Origin of the sequence: Streptomyces sp. NPDC018693 (assembly GCF_044391385.1) — a bacterium.
Lineage (GTDB): Bacteria > Actinomycetota > Actinomycetes > Streptomycetales > Streptomycetaceae > Streptomyces.
The window spans coordinates 605,793-621,844 of the sequence record NZ_JBIRZZ010000001.1; the positions used below are offsets into that span (position 1 = coordinate 605,793).

Below are 16,052 nucleotides of genomic sequence, written 5' to 3' on the forward strand. Positions count from 1 at the left end.
AGTCATGCGTCCAGCCGCGCCCGGGTCGCGTCCAGCAGGCGTACGACCGACTCGTCCGCCACGTCCGCGACCTCGGCGTACGGGAACCAGCGCAGGTCGAGGGACTCGTCGCTGATCGCCTCCACGGCACCGGCCGGGGCGAGCGCCGCGTACTGCACGTCGAGGTGCCAGGCGCACGGAGTGTGATGGCGGTCCAGGCGCACCGGGCCGCCGGGCAGCAGCGTCAGGCCCCTGACGCCCGACTCCTCGGTCGCCTCGCGCAGCGCGGCCGCCGCCAGGTCCGTGTCGGCCGGTTCGCAGTGGCCGCCCATCTGGAGCCACATCCGCATCTTCCTGTGCAGGGTGAGCAGCACACGCCCGCGTGACGGGTCGATCACCAGGGCACTCGCCGTGATGTGTCCGTCCGCGCAGGACTTCCACATGCCGTCGTCCGGGTGGGCCGCCAGGTGGTCCAGGTAGGTCTGGCGCAGGTCAGGCTGGCCCTCGTAGCCCTTGAGGACGAGGACCGCGTCGTCGTGGAGGCTCACTCGGTGTCGTCGTCCTTGGTGTCGTCCTGCTGCGGGCCCTTCTTCAGGTCGGGCTTCTGGGCGGCCTCGCCGAGCATCTTGTCCAGCTCGGAGAAGTCCAGCTGCTCCCGGTGCACGAAGCCGTCCGGGTCGTCCAGGTCGGTGGCCGTCGGCAGCATGTCCGGGTGGGCCCACAGGGCGTCGCGGCCGTCGACACCGCGCGCGTCCGTGAGCGAGGCCCACAGACGGGAGGCGTCGCGCAGCCGGCGCGGGCGCAGCTCCAGGCCGATCAGCGTCGCGAAGGTCTGCTCCGCGGGCCCGCCGGAGGCGCGGCGGCGGCGCAGCGTCTCACGCAGCGCGTCCGCCGACGACAGACGGGGCTTGGCGGCCGCGTGCACCACCGCGTCCACCCAGCCCTCGACGAGCGCCAGAGCCGTCTCCAGACGGGCCAGGGCGGCCTTCTGCTCCGGGGTGTCCTCCGGCTGGAACATGCCCTGCTGCAGAGCGTCCTGCAGCTGCTCCGGGTTCGACGGGTCGAACTGGCCGACCACGTCCTCCAGTTTGGCGGTGTCGACCTTGATCCCGCGCGCATAGCCGTCGACCGCGCCGAACAGGTGCGAGCGCAGCCAGGGCACATGCGTGAAGAGCCGCTGGTGGGCGGCCTCGCGCAGCGCCAGGTACAGCCGCACCTCGTCCTTCGGCACGCCCAGGTCCTTGCCGAACGTCTCGATGTTCAGCGGGAGCAGCGCGGCGCGGCCGGCCGGGCCCAGGGGCAGGCCGATGTCGGTGGAGCCGACGACCTCACCGGCGAGGACGCCCACGGCCTGCCCGATCTGCGAGCCGAACATGGCGCCGCCCATGGAGCGCATCACGCCGATCAGCGGGCCGGCCATGGCCTGCATCTCCTCCGGCAGGACGTCACCCATCGCGGTGCCGACCCGCTCGGCGACCGGGTCGACGAGCTCCTTCCAGGCGGGCAGGGTCGACTCGACCCACTCCGCGCGCGACCACGCCACCGCGATGCCCGCCCCGGAGGGCAGGGACGTCACGTCGTCGAGCCACAGGTCGGCCAGGCGGACGGCCTCCTGGACGGCGGTGCGCTCGGCGGGGCCGACGCTGGAGTCCTTCACGCCGTCCGGCGTGCCCTGGGAGACCGTCTGGCGGGCGATCTGCTTGGCCATGTCCCAGTTCACCGGGCCGCCCTCGTACGAGAGCATCTGGCCGAGCTGCTGGAACGCGGCGCCCAGGTCGGTGGGGTTCAGCGAGCCGAACATGGCGGCGAACGGATTGTCGTCGCCGCCGGGGCCGCCGAATCCGGGCAGCCCGAAACCGAACGGGTTGGCCGGGCCCTGACCACCGCCGCTCTGCTGGTCCTTCTTCTTGCCCTCGTCGCCGTCTTCCGGCTCCTCCGGCGGAAGGCCGAATCCGAATGGGGTGTCACTCACGGGATTCCTCGGCTGGTTAAGGCCGCCGGTTCTCGTCCGACGGCACGGCTGCCCTGCAACACCACCCAGCGTAGACACCCCGGCTCGATCGGGCCTCGGTGCTTCGCCGACTCTCTGCCTGCGGCAGGATGGATGCCACCTGGTACGTACGCGTCACTCGCGCTCGTATGGAAGACAACCGCTGGAGACACCTGGTGAGTTCCCCAGATCCGCAGGTTCGCGCAGCGCGAAACCACTCAACCCCGGGCGGCGGGCGCGGGCCCGTCGTCGCCGTGACCGGCGCCGCGACCGGGGTGGGCGAGCTGCTCACCGAGCGGCTCGCCGCGTCCGACGAGATCAAGCAGGTCGTCGCCATCGACGAGCGGCGCGGGGAGTGCGACGCGGCGCGCTGGCACATCCTCGACGTGCGGGACCCCGCGATCGCGGACAAGCTGCGGGGCGCCGACGTCGTCGTCCATCTCGCGCTCGATCTCGACCTGGGGAGTGACGCCGCCGCCCGGACGGCCTACAACGTGCGCGGCACGCAGACCGTGCTGACCGCGGCCGCGGCGGCCGGTGTGCACCGGGTGGTGCTGTGCACCTCCGCGATGGTGTACGGCGCGCTGCCCGACAACGAGCTGCCGCTGTCGGAGGACGCCGAGCTGCGGGCGACGGCCGAGGCGACCGGGGTCGGGGATCTGCTGGAGATCGAGCGGCTGGCGCGGCGGGCGCCGCGGGCGCACCCGGGGCTCAATGTCACCGTGGTGCGCCCCGCGGTGCTGGTCGGCGGCACGGACACCGCGCTGACCAGGTACTTCGAGTCGCCGCGGCTGCTCGTCGTCGCCGGCTCGCGGCCCGCCTGGCAGTTCTGCCATGTCGAGGACCTGTGCAGCGCCCTGGAGTACGCGGTCCTGGAGAAGGTGGACGGGGAGCTGGCCGTCGGGTGCGACGGGTGGCTGGAGCAGGAGGAGGTCGAGGAGCTCAGCGGGATCCGGCGGATGGAGCTGCCGTCGGCCGTCGCGCTCGGCGCCGCCGCCCGCCTGCACCGGATCGGGCTGACGCCGTCCCCGGCGGGCGACCTGGCGTACACGATGTACCCGTGGGTGGTCAGCGGCAGCCGGCTGCACGACGCGGGCTGGCGGCCGCGGTGGACCAACGAGGAGGTACTCGCGGAGCTGCTGGAGGAGGTCTCCGGGCGGCACACGGTGGCCGGGCGACGGCTGGGGCGCAAGGACGCGACGGCCGCGGGGGCCGCGGGGGCGACGGTGGCGCTGCTCGGCGCGGCGGCCGTGGTGCGCAAGGCTCGGAAGGCGCGGCGCAGGGGGTGAGGGGTTTCGCCCCCGCCGCCCCCAGGGACCCCCGCTTCGGCCCTTGAGGGGCCTCGTCCTCGAACTCCCCCAGCGGGGGACCCCAGACGGGCCGGGATGCCGGGCGGGCAGGATCGCCGACTGTAGGAGGCTCCGAAGTGGTACGCGCGCGTGCCGGTGATTCTGTGGTTTCCCGGGGTCTGCGGCGTGCGGCACGATGGGGGTATGGCACCTAGCAATGATCATCCCGGCGAGCGGGGCGCACAGGATCCCGTCAAGCTGATCGCGATCCGTGAGACCGCCCTGTCCGTCGACGAGGTCTTCCGCGCCGTGGGGGACGACGCGGCCGGCGGGACGGCACTGTTCGTGGGCACCGTACGGAACCACGACGGGGGCGCCGACGTCGACCGGCTCGGCTACTCCTGCCACCCCAGCGCCGAGGCCGAGATGCGGCGGATCGCCGAGAAGGTCGTCGCCGAGTACCCGGTGCGGGCGCTGGCCGCCGTGCACCGGGTGGGGGATCTCCAGGTGGGGGACCTCGCCGTCGTCGTCGCCGTGTCCTGCCCGCACCGGGGTGAGGCGTTCGACGCCTGCCGGAAGCTGATCGACGACCTCAAGCACGAGGTGCCCATCTGGAAGCATCAGACGTTCTCCGACGGCACCGAGGAGTGGGTGGGGGCCTGCTAGGCCGTGGTCCTGGGTCCCGGGCCGTGCCGCCCGGCTCCTCCGGTTGCGTAACCGCACCCCTGGCGTGAGCGTTGTCCGTGCGGATGGTTAATCTGCTGATCAGTCAGTTGCGGTCGCTCAGTCGGGGTTGGGAGGTCTGCATGGCGGCGCTCGCCTGGTTGCTGATTCCGCTTGTGGCTGCGATCGGGGCCGGCCTGTGGGGAAGCTGGGCCAACCGGACCCGCAAGATCCGCAGTGACGGCCCTGAGCTCGACGGGTACGCCCGCTTCCGCGCCGCCATGGAGAGGCCCGTCCGCCTGGACAAGTCCCGCACCGGCAGCCGGGCCGGCTGAGCCCCTCCCCGCCCGGCGGCCCTGACGGTGCGCTGACAGAGGCGTCCCGTACTGTCGAGGCATGCCACGCCGCACCGCGACGATGCTCGCCTCCACCCTGATGCTGATCGCGCTCCTGTGCGCGGGAGTGCTCATCCCCGTGCCGTACTCGGAGATGTCCCCGGGGCCGACGGTCAACACCCTCGGTGAGCACGGTGGCGAGCCGGTGCTGCAGATCTCCGGGCGCAAGACCTACCCGACCGACGGCAACCTGAACATGACCACCGTGCGGGTCACCAGTGCCGACTACCGGATGAACCTCGTCGAGGCGGTGTACGGCTGGCTGGCGCACGACAACAAGGTCGTGCCGCACGACACCCTCTACCCGGACGGCCAGACGGAGGAGGAGTCCACCCAGGAGAACGCCGAGGAGTTCAGCCAGTCCCAGGAGTCCGCCAAGGTCGCCGCCCTGGAGGCGCTGGACATCCCCGTGCAGTCCTGGGTGATCGTCTCCACGGTCGTGAAGGACTCGCCCGCCGAGGGCAAGCTGCACGCCGGTGACGTCGTCAAGGCCGTCGACGGCACCGCGGTGAAGGAGCCGTCCGACGTGGCGAAGCTGGTGACCCGGCACAAGCCCGGCGAGGACGTCGTCTTCACCATCGTGCCCGCCAAGGAGCAGGCCGCCGCCGAGAAGGAGAACCGCACGGCGACCAGGACGCAGGACGTCACGATCACCACCGCGACCTCGGACGACAGCGGGGAGAAGCGGGCCATCGTCGGGATCTCCGCCGGGACCGACCACACCTTCCCGTTCACCGTCGACATCAAGCTCGCCGACGTCGGCGGCCCCAGCGCCGGGCTGATGTTCGCCCTCGGCATCTACGACAAGCTCACCCCGGGCGCCCTCACCGGCGGCACCTTCGTCGCCGGCACCGGCACGATCGACGACAACGGCAAGGTCGGGCCCATCGGCGGTGTCCAGATGAAGACCGTGGGCGCGCGCGAGAAGGGCGCCGAGTACTTCCTCACGCCCGCCGAGAACTGCGCGGCCGCCGCCAAGGACACCCCGAGCGGCCTCAGGCTCGTCAAGGTGAACACCCTCGACGACGCCCTCGGCGCCCTGGAGGACATCCGCAACGGCGACACCGCCGACCTGCCGAAGTGCACCACCAAGGGCTGAACGGCACACGCGTGCGTACGACCGGGGGCGTCCCTCGTGACCGAGGGCGCCCCCAGTGCCGTACCGAACGATCCGGTCAGTCCTCGAAGGTGGCCGCCAGCGCCTCCGCCAGGCCCGGCACCAGGTCCGCGCCCGTGAGGACCTCCGACGGCGCGTCCTTCTCCCGCAGGCGCAGGGCCGACTCGCGGGAGCCGTCGCGCAGCACCGCGACCGTCATCCGGACCTCCTGGCGGTTCGGGTGGGCGGCCACCCACTTCGCCAGCCCCGCCTCGTCCAGACCGGTGGGGACCTGGGCCTCGGCGGACGGCGGGAGCATCAGACGCTCGATGGTCAGGGCGCAGCCGGTCACCGCGTCCGGCCAGGCGATGGTGGCCAGGAACTCGTCGAGCGGTTTGTCCGTCGGCACCTCGTCCTGCTCGATCGGGGTGAGACCGGTGGTCTCGGGCTCGTCCTCCAGGCCGAGCTGGGCGGCGAGCGAGGGTTCCTGGGCCCGCAGCCGTGCGGTGTCTACGAGGGCGAAGAGGCGAGCGGGCTGGTCCCAGCCGAGGCCGGAGGCGTACTCGTCGATCTCGAGTACGGCCCGGGTGAGCGGGCTCGCCGCCATGGGAGTGTTGGACATGGTCACAATCCTGCCTCGTTCCCACCCGGAATCGGGAACTGAGTAAACACTGAGTAAGTTGCATAGGTGTGGGCCCAGGATCACGGGGGCCACGAAGGGCCGGCGAACACGCGGGTCTGAAGGATCGACAGCGACTTCGAGGTGCGCACCTTGGCTTTCCAGATGCCGGACCGCGGCGGAGGCCCGACGGGGCCACGGATCAGAGTGGGCCGACCGTCCCGGCGGGTCCGGACCCTGCTGATGACACTGGGCGTCCTGGCCGTGCTCGCCATGGCGTTCACCATGTTCGCCGGGTTCTGGACCGACTGGCTCTGGTACCGGTCCGTGAAGTACTCGTCCGTCTTCACCACCACCCTGTGGACCAAGGTCGGGCTCTTCTTCGTCTTCGGCCTGCTGATGGCCCTGGCGGTCGGCTTCAACATCTGGCTGGCCCACCGGCTGCGGCCGCCGCTGAGTGCCATGTCGATGGAGCAGCAGAGCCTCGACCGCTACCGGATGGGCATCGCGCCGTACAAGAAGTGGCTGCTGCTGTCGATCACCGCCCTGGTGGGACTGATCGCCGGCGCCTCCGCGGCGGGCCAGTGGCGGACCTGGCTGATGTGGGTCAACGGCGTGTCCTTCGGCAAGAAGGACCCCCAGTTCCACCTGGACGTCTCCTTCTACGCCTTCGACCTGCCCTGGTACCGGTTCCTGCTCGGCTTCGGCTTCGCCGCCACCATCCTGTCCCTGATCGCCGCGGCGCTCACCCACTACCTGTACGGCGGGCTGCGCATCACCAGCCCGGGCGCGCGCGCCACCTCCGCGGCCACCGGACATCTGTCGGTGCTGCTGGGCGTCTTCGTCGCGCTGAAGGCCGTCGCCTACTGGCTCGACCGGTACGGGCTCGCGGTGAAGTCCAGTGACTTCAAGGCGACCGACAACTGGACCGGTCTGCGCTACGTCGACGCCAACGCCTATCTGCCGGCCAAGACGATCCTGTTCTGCATCGCCGTCATCTGCGCCCTGCTGTTCTTCGCCACCCTGTGGCGGCGCACCTGGCAGCTGCCCGTCATCGGCTTCGGCCTGATGGTCCTGTCCGCCATCCTCATCGGCGGCCTCTACCCGGCCATCGTCCAGAAGTTCCAGGTCCAGCCGAACGAGCAGGCCAAGGAAGCGCCGTACGTCCAGAAGAACCTCGCGGCGACGCGTGAGGCGTACGGCATCGACGCCACCCAGGTCAGCGACTACCGGGGCACCAACACCAGCGAGGACATCAGCGCGCTGCGCGACAAGGTCGACTCCACCGCCAGCATCCGCATCCTCGACCCGAACATCGTCTCGCCCACCTTCCAGCAGCTCCAGCAGATCAGGAAGTACTACGCCTTCCCGACCAACCTGGACGTCGACCGCTACAGCAAGGACGGCAGCGACCAGGACACGGTCATCGGTCTGCGTGAGCTGAACCTCGCCGGCGTCGACAAGCAGAACTGGATCAACAACCACTTCCGCTACACGCACGGCTACGGCGTGGTCTCCGCCAAGGGCACCGCCGCCGACTCCGAGGGCCGCCCGGTCTTCACCGAGTCCGACCTGCCGTCCAAGGGCGACCTCGGCACGTACGAGCAGCGCATCTACTACGGCGAGAAGACGACCACGTACTCGATCGTCGGCGGTCCCCAGAAGGAGATCGACTACTCCGACGACAGCGGCGAGAAGACCTTCACCTACACCGGCGACAGCGGGGTCAACCTCTCCAACCCGCTGAACCGGGCCGCGTACGCGGCGGCGTTCGGTGAGCCGCAGATCCTGTACTCGGGTGCCATCGGCGAGGGCTCGCGGATCCTGTACAACCGCACGCCCAAGGACCGCGTCGAGGCGGTCGCCCCGTGGCTGACCATCGACGGCGACGCCTACCCGGCGGTCGTCGAGGGGCGGATCCAGTGGATCGTCGACGCCTACACCACGACCAACGGCTACCCCTACGCCTCCCGTACGACCCTCGGTGAGACGACCTCCGACTCGCTGACCGCGACCAACGACAACCGCGCGGTGGTCGCCCAGCAGAACCAGGTCAACTACATCCGCAACTCGGTGAAGGCGACCGTCGACGCGTACACGGGCGATGTCGTGCTGTACCAGTGGGACACCCAGGACCCGGTCCTGAAGACGTGGATGAGGGCCTTCCCCGGCACGGTGAAGCCGAAGACCGACATCTCGTCGTCGCTGATGGCCCATCTGCGCTACCCGCAGGACCTGTTCAAGGTGCAGCGCGAACTGCTCAGCCGCTACCACGTGAAGGACGCCACGACGTTCCTCAGCGGCAGCGAGGTGTGGCAGGTGCCGGACGACCCGACCAACAAGTCGGGCGACGCGGTGCCGCCGTACTACCTGAGCATGAAGATGCCGGACCAGCAGGAGCAGGCGTTCTCGCTGACGACCACGTTCACACCCAACGGGCGTGACAACCTCAGCGCGTTCATGGCGGTCGACTCCGAGGCGGGTACGCCCGGCTACGGCAAGATCAGAATCCTGAAACTGCCGACGAGCACAACCGTCAACGGACCCAAGCAGGTCCAGAGCCAGTTCAACTCCGAACAGGCCATCGCCGAGACCATCAGGCTCCTCAGAGGCGGTGACTCCGAGGTCGAGTACGGCAACCTGCTGACGGTGCCGCTCGAAGGCGGACTGCTCTACGTCGAGCCGGTGTACGTGCGCGGTGGCGGCCTCAAGTACCCACTGCTGCGCAAGGTGCTGGTGACCTACGGAGGCAACACCGCCTTCGAGGACACCCTTGAGGAGGCCCTCAACAAGGTCTTCGGCGCGGAGGGCGCGGCACCGAAGCCACCGGCCGACGACGACGGTGACGGGACGACCACCCCGCCGCCGACCGGCGACGCCACGGTCCAACAGGCCCTGGAGGACGCCCAGAAGGCGTTCACCGCCGGCCAGGAGGCCCTGAAGAACGGCGACTGGGAGGCGTACGGCAAGGCGCAGAAGGACCTTGAGTCCGCGCTCAAGCGGGCCGAGGAGGCGCAGGCCGAGGCGGAGAAGAACACGGGCGGCTCCGGCGGCGGTTCGGGCAGTGGCGCGGGCAGCAGCCCGAGTCCGAGCAGTAGTCCGAGTCCGAGTCCCACCAGTACCGCCGGAAGCGGCTGATCATATGATCCACTCCGCGCTGTGATACTGTTGATCAACACGGCGCGGGGTGGAGCAGCTCGGTAGCTCGCTGGGCTCATAACCCAGAGGTCGCAGGTTCAAATCCTGTCCCCGCTACTGAAGGCGAAGGCCCGGATCCTCACAGGGATCCGGGCCTTCGTGATGTGCGAACGCATGTGCAGACGGGGTGGAGGGCCGCGCCGTCGTGGGGAGTTGGGAGAACTGTGTTTGACTTGTCTCTCTGTGGGCATGTCGACAAAACGCTGAAGTGACCTCACAGGCTGCGGTATACCGGGTGTACCCAGGTTGCAGGTGGTGCGACGATGGACGTTATGGGGGACAAGGCAACTCTGTTCGAGACAGGGCGATTTGTGCAGCCTTCCGGAGTCACCGGTGAGGAAGCGGCCCCGGAGGAGACCACGGACGAGACGGGGGAAGCCGCCGAGGAGGTGCGGCTGAGGCTCGCGGCGGAGGCCGGCGACGCCGAGGCGGCCAGCGTCCTCGGCGCGATGCTGCTGCGCCGTGGCGACCTCGACGGCGCCGAGCCCCAGCTGCGTGCCGCCACCGCGGCCGGTGACCGGGCCGCCGCCAACAACCTGGGTGTCCTTCTCCACCAGCGCGGATACGCCGACGAGGCCGCCGGATGGTGGCGGGTCGCCGCCGTCGCCGGTTCCACCGCGGCCGCGCACGCGCTGGGGCGCCACCACCGTGAGCGCGGCGACGAACCCGCCGCCGAGTACTGGCTGCGCCAGTCCGCCGAGCAAGGCCATGTGCTGGGCGCGTACGCTCTCGCCGACCTGCTGGAGCACCGGGGCGACAGCGGGGCCGAGCAGTGGATGCGGACCGCGGCCGAGCGCGGCCACCGCGAGGCGGCCTACCGGCTGGCGCGCACGCTGGACCGCAGGGCGGGCGGCGACTACACGGGTGCCGAGCGCGGCGGCGAGCGTATCGGAGAGCGTGCCGGTGAGCGGGGTGCCGAGCGCGGGTTCGGCGGCTGGGCCGTCGGCGGGCGGGGCGTCGTACCGGAAACCGGCGGGCACGCGATCGTGCGGGTATCCGCCGGTCGTCCCGCCGGACGCGCCGCGGCGCGGGAGGCGGGCGGTGACAACGGTGTCTCCGTGGCCGCCGAGGCCGAGCAGTGGTACCGGCAGGCCGCCGCGCGCGGGCACCGGCGGGCCGCGCTGTACCTCGGGACGATCCTGGAGAAGCGCGGTGAGCTCAAGGAGGCCGGGCGCTGGTATCTGACCTCCGCCGAGGACGGGGAGGCGCGGGCCGCCTGCGCGCTCGGGTTCCTGCTGCGGGACGCCGGCGACACCGAGAACGCCGCCGTCTGGTGGCTGCGGGCCGCCCAGGACGGCGACGGCAACGCGGCGAACGCGCTGGGCGCGCTGCACGCCGAGCGCGGGCAGACCCAGACCGCCGAGCGGTGGTACCGGGCGGCCATGGACGCCGGTGACGACAACGGCGCCTACAACCTCGGGCTCCTCTGCGCCGAGCAGGGGCGGACCGCGCAGGCCGAGCAGTGGTACCGCCGGGCCGCCTACGCCGGGCACCGCGAGGCGGCGAACGCGCTCGCGATCCTGCTGCTGCAGGTCGGTGACACCACCGGCGCCGAGCCGTGGTTCTCCAAGGCGGCCGAGGCCGGCAGCGTCGACGCCGCGTTCAACCTGGGCATCCTGTACGCCGGGCGCGGGGAGGACGAGGCCGCCCTGCGGTGGTACGAACGGGCGGCGGCCGCCGGGCACACCGAGGCCGCGCTGCAGGTGGGCATCGCCCGGCTGCGGGACGGTGACGAGCAGACGGCCGAACGGCATCTGCGGTGCGCGGCCGGGGGCGGCAGCGCGGAGGCCGCGTACCGACTGGCCGCCGTGCTGGACGCCCGGCGACCCCGCGCCTCCGCGCACGAACTCGGGGAGTCCGTGCACGAGAAGACCGAGTGCGAGGAGTGGTACGAGCGGGCCGCCTCCCAGGGGCACCGGCGCGCCCAGGTGCGGGTCGGAATGCTGGCCGCCGCGCGCGGGGACGTGGTCGAGGCGGCGCGGTGGTACCGGGAGGCCGCGGAGGCCGGGTCGCGCAACGGCGCGTTCAACCTGGGGCTGCTGCTGGCCCGGGAGGGCAGCGAGCCCGAGGCGGTCGTGTGGTGGACCCGCGCGGCGAACGACGGTCACGGTCGGGCGGCGCTCCGGCTGGCCCTGGTCTACGCGCGTCGTGGTGAGCTGGACGAGGGGCAGCGCTGGGCCGACCGTGCGGTGAGCCTCGGGCCGGCGGAGGTGGCGGAGCGGGCGGGGCGGCTGCGGGACGCGCTGCGGGAGGAGCTGTCGGCGTGACGAGCGGTCGGTGTGGCGAGCGGTCCGCGTGACGTCGGGCGGGGCGGGTCGTCGTTGATTTGCTTTCGTCCGCATCCTTGACGTAGCGTTGCGTTCACCGACGCGGGGTGGAGCAGCTCGGTAGCTCGCTGGGCTCATAACCCAGAGGTCGCAGGTTCAAATCCTGTCCCCGCTACTGAAAGATCGAGGGCCGGTACCCATCAGGGTTCCGGCCCTCGATCGTGTTTGCGTCGCTTACGCGACCGCTGTGCCGCCGCTACGCCGCCGCGCAGTTCGGGCAGACGCCCCGGTAGGTCACTTCCACGTCCGAGACCGTGAAGCCGAAGCGCTCCGAGTCGGGCAGGTCGGCGAGCGGGTTGCCGCTGGGGTGGACGTCGCGGATCGCGCCGCACCGGGCGCAGACCAGGTGGTGGTGCGGACGGTGCGCGTTGGGGTCGTAGCGCTTGGCCCGCTTGTCCGTGCTGACCTCGAGGACCTCGCCGAGGGAGACCAGCTCGCCCAGCGTGTTGTAGACGGTGGCGCGGGAGATCTCGGGCAGCTTGGCGACCGCCCTGGCGTGCACTTCGTCGGCCGTCAGATGGACGTGATCGCCGGAGAGCACCTCCGCCACGACACGCCGCTGCGCGGTCATCCGCCATCCGCGTCCGCGCAGCCGTTCCAGAAGGTCACTCATGGAACCAGCCTAACAGCAGAGGAGCCCAGGTTCCGAACGGGTGTGACTTTGGATGCCCCATGGAATTAGACACAGTCCAGTGTGGGGCTCTGGAACGGCTGCGATGAGGCTGGGGTCGGCCCGGTCAGGTCAGGGAGGTGGCGTGGCTGCGGGCCGGGGCCCAGCAGCGGATGATGTCGCGGACCGAGACGATGCCGGTGATCTCGCCGCGGTCGAGGACGACCAGGTGGCGGAAGCCGCCGTGGGCCATGGCGTGGGCCGCCTCCTCCAGGGTCCAGGCCGGGGCGGCGAACACGACGTCGGTGGTGGTGTGGGCATGGGCGCGCTCGGCGTCCGGGTTCTGACCCAGGCCGACGGAGTTGAGGATGTCCCGTTCGGTGAGGATGCCGATGCCGCCGGCGTCGGGGTCGTGGACCACGGCCGCGCCCACCCTGCGGGCGGCCATCAGGGCGGCTGCCTGGCGGAGCGTGTGGTCGGGGCCGATGGTGAGGACGACTGTGCTCATGGCGTCACGGACGAGCATGTCTTGAGCCACCTCCTGGAGTGTCCCTCACGTTTGTTCATGGTTTCACAAATTCACAAGTGAGGGGACTTTCAGGGTGGCAGGCAAAGGGGGAGTCAACAAGGGGGCGCTCAGGTGCGCATTCGTTCGCTCAGCGGCGCGCGTTGAGATAGCCGAGCAGTTCGTCGTGGAGCAGGCCGTTCGAGGCGGCCGCGTTGCCGCTGTGCGGGCCCGGGCGGCCGTCGAGGCCGGTGAAGGTGCCGCCGGCCTCGGTGACCACGATCGCGTTGGCCGCCATGTCCCACAGGGACAGCTCCGGCTCGGCGCACAGGTCGACCGAACCCTCGGCGACCATCATGTACGGCCAGAAGTCGCCGTACGCGCGCGTGCGCCACACCTCGCGGGTGAGGTCGAGGAAGCCGTCCAGCCGGTTCCGCTCCTCCCAGCCGGAGAGGGAGGAGTACGCGAAGGAGGCGTCGGCGAGGTTCGAGACGCGGGAGACGTGGATGCGGGTGGCGGAGGTGAGGCTGCGGCCGGTGTAGGCGCCGTGGCCCTTCGCGGCCCACCAGCGGCGGCCGAGGGCCGGGGCGGAGACGACGCCGACGACGGGCTGGTAGCCGCCCTCGGCCGCCTCCATCAGGGAGATCAGGGTGGCCCAGACGGGGACGCCGCGTACGTAGTTCTTGGTGCCGTCGATCGGGTCGATGACCCAGCGGCGGGGGCCGGTGCCCTCGATGCCGTACTCCTCGCCGAGGATCGCGTCCCGCGGGCGGGCGCGCGCGAGGTGGCCGCGGACGAGTTCTTCCGCGGCCTTGTCCGCCTCGCTCACCGGGGTCATGTCCGGCTTGGTCTCGACCTTCAGGTCGAGGGCCTTGAAGCGGTCCATGGTGGTGGCATCGGCGGCGTCCGCGAGGACGTGGGCCAGGCGCAGGTCGTCGAGGTAGTCCGGCATGGGGGAACGGTATCTGTCGGTGGGGACACGGGGCTACACGGGCCCTGGCCGGAGCCGGGCGAGGGGCGGGGACGCAGCCCGGCGCGGCGGGGTCCCGCCTGCGCCCACCCGTGCCGCCCCAGCGGCACGACTGCCCGCAGGCTGGGGCGGCGCGGGTTGGGGGGGAGGTGGCATGGCTGCCCGCAGGCTAAGGCGGCGCGCGGGTTTGGGGAGAGGTGGCATGGCTGCCTGCGGGCTAAGGCGGCGCGGGTTTGGGGGAGGTGGCATGGCTGCCTGCGGGCGGGACTGTCCGGGTGGGTCGTAGGGCGCGTCGGTGTACCGGAACCCTTGACACTGCATTCCGGTGAGTCAAATCTGGGCCGAGAGTCGCTGCCTCAGGGAGGCGATGATGCCTGCAGCGCGGGAATCCCTACTGGACGCCGCCTACTCGGCGCTTGCGCAGCGGCCCTGGGCCGCGGTGCGGATGGTGGAGGTCGCGGTGGTGGCCGGGGTGTCCCGGCAGACGTTGTACAACGAGTTCGGGAGCAAGGAGGGGCTCGCGCGGGCCTTGGTGCGGCGGGAGGCCGACGGCTATCTCGCCGGTGTCGACCGGGCGCTCGCCGTGCACGGGGACATCAGGGAGCGGCTCACCGCCACCGCCGAGTGGACCACCTCGGCCGCCCGCGACAACGCCCTCGTCCGCGCCCTGCTCACCGGCTGCTGGAGCGAGCGCCTGCCCGCGCCGACGCTCCGCCCGGTCCCGTCCTCCTCCGCCGTACCGGCGCAGCGGCGGGCGGACGGCCCGCTGCCCTCGCCCGGCGACTTCGTGACCCTGGTGTGCGACCGCGCCGTCACGGTGCTGACCGGACCCGGCACCGCCAAGTCCGAGGCCACCGACCTGGCCCGCTCCTGTGAACTCGCGGTCCGCCTGGCGCTGTCCTGCGTGTCCGCACCGCCGGGGGAGGGCGGGGTCACGGATCTGGTGCGGTGCGCCCTCGCCCGGCCCGCCGCGAAAGAGTCCGTCAAAGACTCCTAGTGCGCCGACCCCGACAGCTGCAGGCCGATCACGCCCACGATCACCAGGGTGATGGAGACGATCTTCAGGGTCGACACCAGGTCGCCGAGGAAGACCATCCCGTAGATCGCCGTACCCGCCGCCCCGATACCGGTCCACACCGCGTACGCGGGGCCCACGTCGAGCTTGCGCAGGGAGAGAGTGAGCAGACCGAAGCTGCCGAGGGCGAAGATGGCGAACGCGATGGTCGGCCAGAGGCGCGTGAAGCCGTGCGAGAGCTTCAAGCAGACGGCGAAGCCTGTTTCGAGCAACCCGGCCACAACGACCAGCAGCCACGCCATGTGCTGTCCTCCCGTAGGTCAGGCTCGGTGCGATTATGCACTTACCGAACCCGTGTACACGCAAACAACGCTGAGGTCAGTCGCCTTCCGTGCGCTCCCGCGTCGCCAGCAGCCGGCGGAGCGAGTACAGGCGGGCCGGATCCGCGTGGCCCTGCGCCACCCACTCGTCCAGCGCGCAGTCCTGCTCGTCGTGGCTGCACGCGCGCGGGCAGCCCTCCGTGCCCGGTTCGAGGTCCGGGAAGGCGTGGATCACCCGGGACGGGTCGACGTGGGCCAGGCCGAAGGAACGGACGCCCGGGGTGTCGACCACCCAGCCGTCGGCCCCCAGGAGGGGCAGCGCCAGGGCCGATGTCGTCGTGTGCCGGCCGCGGCCCGTCACCAGGTTGACGTGACCCGTCAGACGCCGACGCTCCTTGGGGACCAGCGCGTTCACCAGGGTCGTCTTGCCCACACCCGAGTGGCCGACGAACGCCGTGACCCGGTCGGCCAGATGCCCGCGCACCCGGTCCGCCGCGCCACCGTTCTCCAACTCCTCGCGGCTGGTGACGACGTACGGGATGTCCAGGTCGCCGTACAGCTCCAGCAGCTTGTCCGGCGGGGCCAGGTCCGACTTGGTCAGCACCAGCAGCGGCTCCAGTCCGCCGTCGTACGCCGCGACCAGACACCGGTCGATCAGGCGCGGACGCGGTTCGGGGTCGGCGAGGGCCGTGACGATCGCCAACTGGTCGGCGTTGGCGACCACCACCCGCTCGAACGGGTCGTCGTCGTCTGCCGTGCGCCGCAGCACCGAGGACCGCTCCTCGATGCGCACGATGCGGGCCAGGGTGTCCTTCTTGCCGGACAGGTCGCCGACCAGCGCCACCCGGTCGCCGACCACCGCCGCCTTGCGGCCCAGTTCGCGGGCCTTCATCGCGAGGATCGTGCGGTCCTCGACGAGGCAGGTGAGCCGGCCCCGGTCGACGGTCAGGACCATGCCCTCCGCCGCGTCCTCGTGCTTCGGGCGGATGTTCGTGCGGGGTCGGGTGCCCCGGCGGCCGGGGCGGGTGCGGATGTCGTCCTCGTCGGTGTGCTTGCCGTAGCGGCGCATGGCGAAT

General features: G+C 71.3%; 15 protein-coding genes and 2 tRNA genes. 9 read left to right on the forward strand and 8 right to left on the reverse strand.

Translation table 11 applies throughout. The annotated features are described in order from the left end of the window. Positions 1 to 2: 2 nt before the first annotated feature. The gene (locus tag ACH5AC_RS02890) at positions 3 to 527 is read right to left on the reverse strand and encodes an NUDIX hydrolase (protein ID WP_398859783.1); all 525 of its coding nucleotides are present in this window, start codon (positions 525 to 527) and stop codon (positions 3 to 5) included. After that, positions 524 to 1,951: a zinc-dependent metalloprotease gene (locus ACH5AC_RS02895; RefSeq protein WP_398859784.1), complete on the reverse strand. Its 1,428-nt coding sequence runs from the start codon at positions 1,949 to 1,951 to the stop codon at positions 524 to 526. The genes ACH5AC_RS02890 and ACH5AC_RS02895 overlap by 4 nt, the downstream gene beginning before the upstream one ends. Before the next feature lie 194 nt (positions 1,952 to 2,145). Here ACH5AC_RS02895 and ACH5AC_RS02900 point away from each other — a divergent pair, with 194 nt between their 5' ends. The 4 genes from ACH5AC_RS02900 to ACH5AC_RS02915 all read left to right on the forward strand — a co-directional run bounded on the left by ACH5AC_RS02900 (position 2,146) and on the right by ACH5AC_RS02915 (position 5,415). Then, positions 2,146 to 3,258 (forward strand): SDR family oxidoreductase, encoded by a 1,113-nt coding sequence (locus tag ACH5AC_RS02900; protein ID WP_398859785.1) that lies wholly within the window; start codon positions 2,146 to 2,148, stop codon positions 3,256 to 3,258. 204 nt (positions 3,259 to 3,462) lie between these two features. Further along, the gene (locus ACH5AC_RS02905; RefSeq protein WP_398859787.1) at positions 3,463 to 3,924 is read left to right on the forward strand and encodes a molybdenum cofactor biosynthesis protein MoaE; all 462 of its coding nucleotides are present in this window, start codon (positions 3,463 to 3,465) and stop codon (positions 3,922 to 3,924) included. Positions 3,925 to 4,064: 140 nt separating this feature from the next. Further along, positions 4,065 to 4,256 (forward strand): hypothetical protein, encoded by a 192-nt coding sequence (locus ACH5AC_RS02910; RefSeq protein WP_398859788.1) that lies wholly within the window; start codon positions 4,065 to 4,067, stop codon positions 4,254 to 4,256. Positions 4,257 to 4,317: 61 nt separating this feature from the next. After that, a complete protein-coding gene (locus tag ACH5AC_RS02915) occupies positions 4,318 to 5,415 on the forward strand; it encodes a PDZ domain-containing protein (RefSeq protein ID WP_398859789.1) in 1,098 nt (365 codons plus the stop codon). A gap of 76 nt (positions 5,416 to 5,491) precedes the next feature. On the opposite strand, the gene ACH5AC_RS02920 is transcribed toward ACH5AC_RS02915, so the two are convergent. Further along, positions 5,492 to 6,034: a PPA1309 family protein gene (locus tag ACH5AC_RS02920; RefSeq protein ID WP_398859790.1), complete on the reverse strand. Its 543-nt coding sequence runs from the start codon at positions 6,032 to 6,034 to the stop codon at positions 5,492 to 5,494. Positions 6,035 to 6,175: 141 nt separating this feature from the next. Between ACH5AC_RS02920 and ACH5AC_RS02925 the strand changes: the two genes are divergently transcribed. The 4 genes from ACH5AC_RS02925 (at position 6,176) to ACH5AC_RS02940 (ending at position 11,671) form a co-directional block, all read left to right on the forward strand. Beyond that, positions 6,176 to 9,169, forward strand: a complete 2,994-nt coding sequence (locus ACH5AC_RS02925) for a UPF0182 family protein (RefSeq protein WP_398859791.1) — start codon at positions 6,176 to 6,178, stop codon at positions 9,167 to 9,169. A 43-nt stretch (positions 9,170 to 9,212) separates the two neighbouring features. Next, positions 9,213 to 9,286 (forward strand) — tRNA-Met (locus tag ACH5AC_RS02930). Between the two features lie 206 nt (positions 9,287 to 9,492). Then, the gene (locus tag ACH5AC_RS02935; protein ID WP_398859792.1) at positions 9,493 to 11,496 is read left to right on the forward strand and encodes a tetratricopeptide repeat protein; all 2,004 of its coding nucleotides are present in this window, start codon (positions 9,493 to 9,495) and stop codon (positions 11,494 to 11,496) included. A 101-nt stretch (positions 11,497 to 11,597) separates the two neighbouring features. Beyond that, positions 11,598 to 11,671, forward strand: a tRNA-Met gene (locus tag ACH5AC_RS02940). Between the two features lie 81 nt (positions 11,672 to 11,752). Here ACH5AC_RS02940 and ACH5AC_RS02945 read toward each other — a convergent pair. The 3 genes from ACH5AC_RS02945 to hisN all read right to left on the reverse strand — a co-directional run bounded on the left by ACH5AC_RS02945 (position 11,753) and on the right by hisN (position 13,623). Next, a complete protein-coding gene (locus ACH5AC_RS02945; RefSeq protein WP_398859793.1) occupies positions 11,753 to 12,169 on the reverse strand; it encodes a Fur family transcriptional regulator in 417 nt (138 codons plus the stop codon). A 124-nt stretch (positions 12,170 to 12,293) separates the two neighbouring features. Then, entirely contained in the window at positions 12,294 to 12,692 is a 399-nt protein-coding gene (locus ACH5AC_RS02950; protein WP_398859794.1) for a cyclic nucleotide-binding/CBS domain-containing protein, read from the reverse strand. 130 nt (positions 12,693 to 12,822) lie between these two features. Further along, positions 12,823 to 13,623, reverse strand: a complete 801-nt coding sequence (hisN, locus tag ACH5AC_RS02955; protein ID WP_398859795.1) for a histidinol-phosphatase — start codon at positions 13,621 to 13,623, stop codon at positions 12,823 to 12,825. Positions 13,624 to 14,008: 385 nt separating this feature from the next. Between hisN and ACH5AC_RS02960 the strand changes: the two genes are divergently transcribed. Then, positions 14,009 to 14,638, forward strand: coding sequence for a TetR/AcrR family transcriptional regulator (locus tag ACH5AC_RS02960; protein WP_398859796.1), 630 nt, complete (start codon positions 14,009 to 14,011; stop codon positions 14,636 to 14,638). On the opposite strand, the gene ACH5AC_RS02965 is transcribed toward ACH5AC_RS02960, so the two are convergent. Together ACH5AC_RS02965 and rsgA are read right to left on the reverse strand one after the other, a co-directional pair. After that, complete coding sequence (locus ACH5AC_RS02965) at positions 14,635 to 14,958, reverse strand: DMT family transporter (protein WP_398859797.1); 324 nt, start codon at positions 14,956 to 14,958, stop codon at positions 14,635 to 14,637. The two genes, ACH5AC_RS02960 and ACH5AC_RS02965, sit on opposite strands and share 4 nt — an antisense overlap. 76 nt (positions 14,959 to 15,034) lie before the next feature. Next, the gene (rsgA, locus tag ACH5AC_RS02970; RefSeq protein ID WP_398859798.1) at positions 15,035 to 16,045 is read right to left on the reverse strand and encodes a ribosome small subunit-dependent GTPase A; all 1,011 of its coding nucleotides are present in this window, start codon (positions 16,043 to 16,045) and stop codon (positions 15,035 to 15,037) included. Positions 16,046 to 16,052: the final 7 nt, after the last annotated feature.

Bases quoted from the DNA above. Each gene is read 5' to 3' on its own strand.
- ACH5AC_RS02945 (WP_398859793.1), bottom strand. From the start codon at position 12,169: ATGAGTGACCTTCTGGAACGGCTGCGCGGACGCGGATGGCGGATGACC.
- ACH5AC_RS02920 (WP_398859790.1), bottom strand. From the start codon at position 6,034: ATGTCCAACACTCCCATGGCGGCGAGCCCGCTCACCCGGGCCGTACTC.
- ACH5AC_RS02915 (WP_398859789.1), top strand. From the start codon at position 4,318: ATGCCACGCCGCACCGCGACGATGCTCGCCTCCACCCTGATGCTGATC.
- ACH5AC_RS02950 (WP_398859794.1), bottom strand. From the start codon at position 12,692: ATGCTCGTCCGTGACGCCATGAGCACAGTCGTCCTCACCATCGGCCCC.
- ACH5AC_RS02910 (WP_398859788.1), top strand. From the start codon at position 4,065: ATGGCGGCGCTCGCCTGGTTGCTGATTCCGCTTGTGGCTGCGATCGGG.
- ACH5AC_RS02965 (WP_398859797.1), bottom strand. From the start codon at position 14,958: ATGGCGTGGCTGCTGGTCGTTGTGGCCGGGTTGCTCGAAACAGGCTTC.
- ACH5AC_RS02905 (WP_398859787.1), top strand. From the start codon at position 3,463: ATGGCACCTAGCAATGATCATCCCGGCGAGCGGGGCGCACAGGATCCC.
- ACH5AC_RS02935 (WP_398859792.1), top strand. From the start codon at position 9,493: ATGGACGTTATGGGGGACAAGGCAACTCTGTTCGAGACAGGGCGATTT.
- rsgA (WP_398859798.1), bottom strand. From the start codon at position 16,045: ATGCGCCGCTACGGCAAGCACACCGACGAGGACGACATCCGCACCCGC.
- ACH5AC_RS02960 (WP_398859796.1), top strand. From the start codon at position 14,009: ATGATGCCTGCAGCGCGGGAATCCCTACTGGACGCCGCCTACTCGGCG.
- hisN (WP_398859795.1), bottom strand. From the start codon at position 13,623: ATGCCGGACTACCTCGACGACCTGCGCCTGGCCCACGTCCTCGCGGAC.